Source organism: Nostoc sp. PCC 9305 (assembly GCF_963920915.1).
Lineage (GTDB): Bacteria > Cyanobacteriota > Cyanobacteriia > Cyanobacteriales > Nostocaceae > Nostoc.
This window is the reverse complement of the sequence record NZ_CAWUDN010000027.1, coordinates 69,752-75,751: the sequence shown is the minus strand read 5'-3', so window position 1 is coordinate 75,751 and position 6,000 is coordinate 69,752. Positions and strand designations below refer to the sequence as shown.

Annotated in this window: 6 protein-coding genes; all 6 read right to left on the bottom strand. The window is 41.8% G+C overall.

Features of this window, described 5'->3' with window-relative positions:
• Nucleotides 1-225: 225 nt before the first annotated feature.
• Complete coding sequence (locus ACM0OX_RS12605) at nt 226-1,233, bottom strand: phycobilisome rod-core linker polypeptide (protein WP_414515198.1); 1,008 nt, start codon at nt 1,231-1,233, stop codon at nt 226-228.
• A gap of 648 nt (nt 1,234-1,881) precedes the next feature.
• Nucleotides 1,882-2,220: a CpeR family transcriptional regulator gene (locus ACM0OX_RS12600; RefSeq protein WP_289798821.1), complete on the bottom strand. Its 339-nt coding sequence runs from the start codon at nt 2,218-2,220 to the stop codon at nt 1,882-1,884.
• A complete protein-coding gene (locus tag ACM0OX_RS12595) occupies nt 2,214-2,843 on the bottom strand; it encodes a chromophore lyase CpcT/CpeT (protein ID WP_414515197.1) in 630 nt (209 codons plus the stop codon). Before ACM0OX_RS12595 ends, ACM0OX_RS12600 begins: the two co-directional genes overlap by 7 nt.
• A gap of 123 nt (nt 2,844-2,966) precedes the next feature.
• Nucleotides 2,967-3,503, bottom strand: a complete 537-nt coding sequence (locus ACM0OX_RS12590; RefSeq protein WP_414515195.1) for a phycobiliprotein lyase — start codon at nt 3,501-3,503, stop codon at nt 2,967-2,969.
• A 237-nt stretch (nt 3,504-3,740) separates the two neighbouring features.
• Nucleotides 3,741-4,499, bottom strand: coding sequence for a phycobilisome rod-core linker polypeptide (locus tag ACM0OX_RS12585; protein WP_414515193.1), 759 nt, complete (start codon nt 4,497-4,499; stop codon nt 3,741-3,743).
• A 429-nt stretch (nt 4,500-4,928) separates the two neighbouring features.
• The gene (locus ACM0OX_RS12580; RefSeq protein WP_414515192.1) at nt 4,929-5,792 is read right to left on the bottom strand and encodes a phycobilisome rod-core linker polypeptide; all 864 of its coding nucleotides are present in this window, start codon (nt 5,790-5,792) and stop codon (nt 4,929-4,931) included.
• Nucleotides 5,793-6,000 lie beyond the last annotated feature (208 nt).

Genomic DNA, 6,000 nt, shown 5'->3' with positions numbered 1-6,000 from the left:
TTGAGTTTTACCCACTTGACAAGACTCTATTTTTCTTAACTTGACACCAATGGCATCTTGCCCGTCCCTTGTATTTTAGGGCTCTCGTGTCGCCCACCCTACAAGAATCATCTCTTGATTCAGCACCTTTAGTGAGTTTGTAGCTTTTTAGCTTGTTAGTCCGTAGTGAAAAATGGGTGAGTTAAGCTTGCCTAACCCACCCGATAAAACTAAACAGTAGAGAAATTAGCCATTAAAAACGCGACTGCGCCACTTATTCAACCGAGCTTCTCCAATTGTGGCAGACCGCCGAGAATCAGCAATTTGCTCTTGCAAAGCTGCAATCTGTTTTTCTTGGGCGTCAGCTTGCTGTTGCAAAGATGTATATTCACCTGTGCTGGTGGGTAAACTGGAAGACTGCCAACTACTACTAAATTTTGTTGTGCCGATGCTGGCAAATGGTCGTAAGTCTGCTAATTGTTGTTGCAAAGTTGCAATCTGGCTTTCTTGCTCTTTAATCTTTTGCCGCAAGCTTTCTTCGGCTGCTGTAGGAGCTGCAATAAAGGTATTAACTGGAGCAGCCGTTTCTGGCTTGGGCTTGAATATTTCAGCCAGCAATGCACTAATATCCGTGAGTTTCTGTCTACCGTAAGGAGCGTTGGTAATTAGCGATCGCACTAGTTGAGGTTCGTTATTCGTTGCTAAGTTCTTATCACTGCTAGAGTTGCTCCGCAGCAATTGTAACATATTGGTAAATTCCAATATCTTTTTGCCCGTTTGAGTTTTATAACCCCGGTAATATGGCACTATGTTCTCGCCAAAGGCATCTAAATACTCGTCGCTATCAAGATAAGAATCAATATCTGCCTCAAAACCCTCCTCATCTAGAATGTTGCTGTGATGTTTAGTTTCGGAGTAGTCATCGGGAGCGCGGCCCAGCAGGTGCTTAAAGTTCAGTTCAATTGCCCGGTAGCGGTAAACGTTATCAAAAAATCTGGAGCGATATAACTCTGATTTGGCAACTTGACGCACAAACTCACGCACATCGATTATGCCTTGCTTGAGTTGGGACTCTGGAACTATGAGCCGCTCACTTTCCATGATGTAGGCATTACCCAACACTTGCCGATAAACTGCCCGAATGACAATTTCAATGTCATCAACTGAAGCAGTAGTCCACAGTTCGATGGGTTCTGTTTGGGGAAATGCTTGATATTGGCGTCGTCTGGTTTCTTCGTCTAAGAAGGTCTGCATAGTTGGGTTAGTGTGGGTAAGAGTGACTAATTTGTAAAGTAAAAATAAAATATTCTGTAGGGAGCTAGTGCTTTGCTTTGGTTTCTAAAGTTATAGCAACTGGTGAACCAGCGCACTCAACAGGATAATGTGTTAGACGCATATTTCGAGATGATTTGTCACTCAAATACAAATCAAAGCATCTAAGAGGATGTTTTAAAAGTGTTTTGCGGTGACTTTAGGCACTTTTAGATCCCCCCTAACCCCCCTTAAAAAGGGGGGAACCGGAATCAAAGTCCCCCTTTTTAAGGGGGATTTAGGGGGATCTAGAACTTTTTGTTACCGAGAAGAGGACTTTTCAAACAACCTCTAACGCACCACTAGATAAAATGGTGGGTTAGGTTAAAGCCATAACACACCCTACTTAATATTTATTAATTACTAGTTATTGATATTAACTTATCAAGTTTCGGGGAGTTTTTTAGTTACATTTTCTAACAAACTTAGACGGCTAACTATTAATAACTAACAGCTAATCACGATCGGAAATTAGCAATTAGACATTAACAATTAGCCGTCAACCCCCTTGGGGAGTATTTAAAATTCAAAACTTAATTTTGAATTGAAGTATAAACGCCTATCAGAATAATTTCTGTAGGATAGTAACTTTCAAGCACGCTCATCAAATCTAGTGTAGAAACCACCGTATTTTATCCAGTATTGTTTCAAAGTATGATGAGGTGTATGTAAACTAGCTTTTGCCTGATATAAAATAACTTGGCGATGATCTCCCATCCAAATTTTATTAATCGGGTCAACGGATATTACTGTCCCTCCTAAAGAAGCAACGCATTCAGAGAATCTCTCAATCGTTGTATATTCTAATGTCTCGAATATAAAAAAATTACCCGAACAAATCAAATGGCGGCTGCGAATCCAGCAGCGCATCTTTTTTTCAGCCAGTGGAGGCAACATTTTGGTTTTAACAGATTCAAGCTGAATCAACATAATGCGCTCACCGCAGGTAATTCATCAGCAAAACTTTGCCGTTTTTCAAATTGCAATGGGCCAGCGGTAGATCCCCATATTTGTTTGTGGGTTTCAATATCCATACCTTTATCTAGACTTATCCAAGTACGCTCGGTTATTTCTACTTCGCTGACAAGATATGTCTGGCATCCGTTGCGTTGAATCAGACATTGATTACCCGGTTCCACACTGCCTTGAAACATTTTACCTTCTCGTTGGAAAACCATTGAACAGTGATAACGCCGTTCGATGCTTTCTGGGGTGATGGTTTTGAGGATATCTAATTCACGAGCTGCACCTGCATAAAGCATAGGATCTTTTAAGCTGTAATTTTCGATATAAATGCGATCGCCCAAATCGACTAGTCGATGTACTCCTTGACGATAGGGTGTCCATAAATCGTGATCGTAAGCTTGTTCAGAATAGAAACCGATACCAGAAAAAAATTCAATCGGTAAAGGACGAAAATAAATGTGAATGTGGGCGTAAAGTTGCGGATTTGCAAAAGATTGCTTGTAATTGCTAAAATCTCCTGCCATCCAACAGGCTAAGGTGAGCAAATCGCTAGCGTTAGTGCTAGATTCGCTGGGCGCTATCGTCACGTCGCTTCGCTCCAAATTCAAAATTCAAAATTCACGTATTACAATCCCCACACTTCGACAAGCTCAGTAACCATAAATAAATTTGGGAGCTTGTATCCTTATTATGTTTTAACCTGATATTTGCTAATTGGTTGAACTTGACAAAGAGCGAATTTCTGAAGAAAAGGAAGCTGTTGTCACGCCTTTACCATCGCTGGTTTTAATCGTCGCTACCCGAAATCGGAGATTTGGGTTAGCAAACCAAATTCGCTCTTCAGCAGCAGCGAGTTCATACTCTGTGAGCAGGGTAAAAATACCATCGTCACTCAGATGATATTTAGCCACTGCTGGAATTGTTTCAGCGTACCCCTTGTCCCGCAGTAGTTTGCCTCTAGAAGGATTTTCGACATCGGGAATTGGTACTAGTACAGTACTGCCAGAGATTGGTTTATCGTCCCAGTCTGACTCACCTTCCCAAGTCATCCGAAAGGGGTGAGTGATACTAGTGGGTTCAGTGTTATACAATTGACAGATTGCTACCACTGCTGGATCGTTGGTGGATAGAGACTCAATTTCAATGTTAGACAATACTTCTTCAAAGTGGGCGAATGCTAAATGATGAGCGCTACGCTGCGATCGCCATCGTCCAATTGAAAGTTCAAAAAAGTCAGTAATTTCCATTAGAAAAGTGATTTTAAAAAAGCAGCTTAAAATCCAAGAGATATCTTGGCAAAAAAGAAAGTTATTCTCCTAGTCTATATGTTAGCCTCCTTGACCACAAATGAATTTAGGAGTTCTGAGTGCTGAGTTAGGAGTTAGGAGTTAGGAGTACAGACGCGATTAATCGCGTCTGTACAAGAGTTAGAAGTTAGGAGTTTTCTTTTGTCCCCTTGTCCCCAGTCTCCTGCTTAGACAAATCTAAGCAACTTCAGTAATACTGATAATTTTGCCGCCTGTCCGATGAATGTTTTGCACCTGTCCAGACAGTTGGCTGTAGTTAACTACATATTCCAGGTTGCCCAGACGAGTACGGAGATTACCTGCACCTTTGACAGCTTTAATCAAGAAGCGTTTATCGGTGCTGCTGACACTAGAACCAGCTGCGGGAGCTTTGATGGATGTGGGTAAATTAGAACCGATATCGCCGATTAGTTTGGCTTTGCGATCGCTATCACTACTAGCGAATCCTCTGACTAAGCTAAAGGTGCGGTTAAAGGTAACATTCTTAATTCCGATTTGGGAGCTTGTGCTGCGAACATAAGGAACAATATTTTCGCCAAAATTCTGCTGATATTCGTTGCTATCGATATAGGAGTCGATCTCAGCATCATAGCCCTGTTCGTTGTAGATGCGGACGTGTTCGGAAATTTCTGCTTGATCGGCAGGAGGACGCCCTAGTAGGTGTTTGAAGTTCAGTTCAATGAACCGATACTGGGAAGAAGAGTTGAAAAAGAGGGATTGATAAATCTCTGATTTGGCAACTATGTTGACGAATTCGCGGACGCTGATTTTGCGATCGCGCAATTGCGATTCCGCAGTGGCTAGTCGCTCACTTTCCAACAAGTGAGCATTACCCAAAACCTGTTTGTAAACTGCCCGAATCAGTGTTTGTAATTCACTTTCGCTGGTGTTCGGACGCAGCTCAACAGTAGGTGAATCAATAGCCCAAAGTGACATTGAAGTATCTCCTGAAAAACGTTAATTAAATTAAATTTCCGAGCATTCTACCCCTGTAGAGGTAGATTTCCCATCAGTTGTCAGTTATTTTTGCCACTGACTAGCTTTTGTAAAACTTTAGTTTGTGAAAGTGTGTTAAATATTTTCGTATTTGACAACTGACAGCAGTAATCGCTTTGGCTAACTTTACGATCGATCGGGATTTACGCAAACTACAGCCGAAAAGAAAAATTTTTAGGTCAGGGCCATGTATGTAGACGCATTGCCGAAGCGTCTAATAGAGAAGCAGTTTCTCGCATATTGCCTCTGAAGTGCCTATAGTCTTGCGTAAATCCCAGAACGAGCGACACTGGGGATTGAAAGATTAGAGACTGAGTACAGCGGAATTATTTCCCAATCCCTAATCTCTAAATCCCCAATTTCTATTCTTTAGTTGACAGGAGTAATACTGGCGATCGTACCGCCCTGCTTGTGAATCCGCTGATACTCTTGTGAAAGCTTATTGTATGGCACGAAAAAGACTTGGTTACTGCGGCGAAATTTGGAAATGTTATTTACCACATTTGCCTTGTAGCCAGTGACTTCAATCCGGTAGACCTTACCATCATCGCCAGATCCCACACCCTGACGAGTGCGAGGAGTAGATGTTGGGTTGCGGAATGTAGCGCCCTTGCTGGCTGGTGAAATTACAGGAGTAGGTGTGCTTTGAATTAGCAAACTGTTTAATTTTGGTTGTTTGCCAGCTAAGTCACCTTTCAGGCTGCTGCTAGAAGAACCACGTACCAGTTGAAACAAGTGGGTAAACTGAACCAAACTCTGGATAGCTTCGGTTTTGTAGCCCCGAATATAAGGGACAATGTTTTCCCCAAAAGTTTCTTGGTATTCGTCGCTGTCTAGATAAGAATCAATCTCACCCTCAAAGCCCTTTGTATCTAGAATAGTGCTGTGTGTACGCGTTTCTTCTAGATCCAATGGCGCACGACCAAGGAAATGTCTGAAATTTAATTCAATCGCCCGATAACGAGGGGCGCTATCAAAAAACCGCGAACGGTAAAGTTCCGACTTCCCGACTTGACGCACAAACCCGCGAACGCTAATTTCACCCCGTTTGAGTTGAGATTCAGCAACGGAAAGCCGCTCGCTCTCCATTACATAAGCGTTGCCTAGAACTTGCTTGTAGACACTTCTAATTACGGTTTCAACATCCTCATTAGAGCGATTTGGCCACAGATCAATGGGATCGGTGTCTTCAAACAGAGCGACCCCTAATCGTGATGCTGGTCCAAAAGCCATTCAAACTATCTCCCAGTTAACAACTAAATTTTATGAGAAGGATATTCAACAGATGTTAAAAAACTTTACATCATTGTGACAAAGGAGAGGACATAGAGACTTTAAATCCTTATTAGTCGTGATGATTTTAAGTTTTTGCATCATTTGTCCTTACATATTCTGATACGATGCCGAAACCATATTTATTAAAATTTGTTAAGTTAAATAA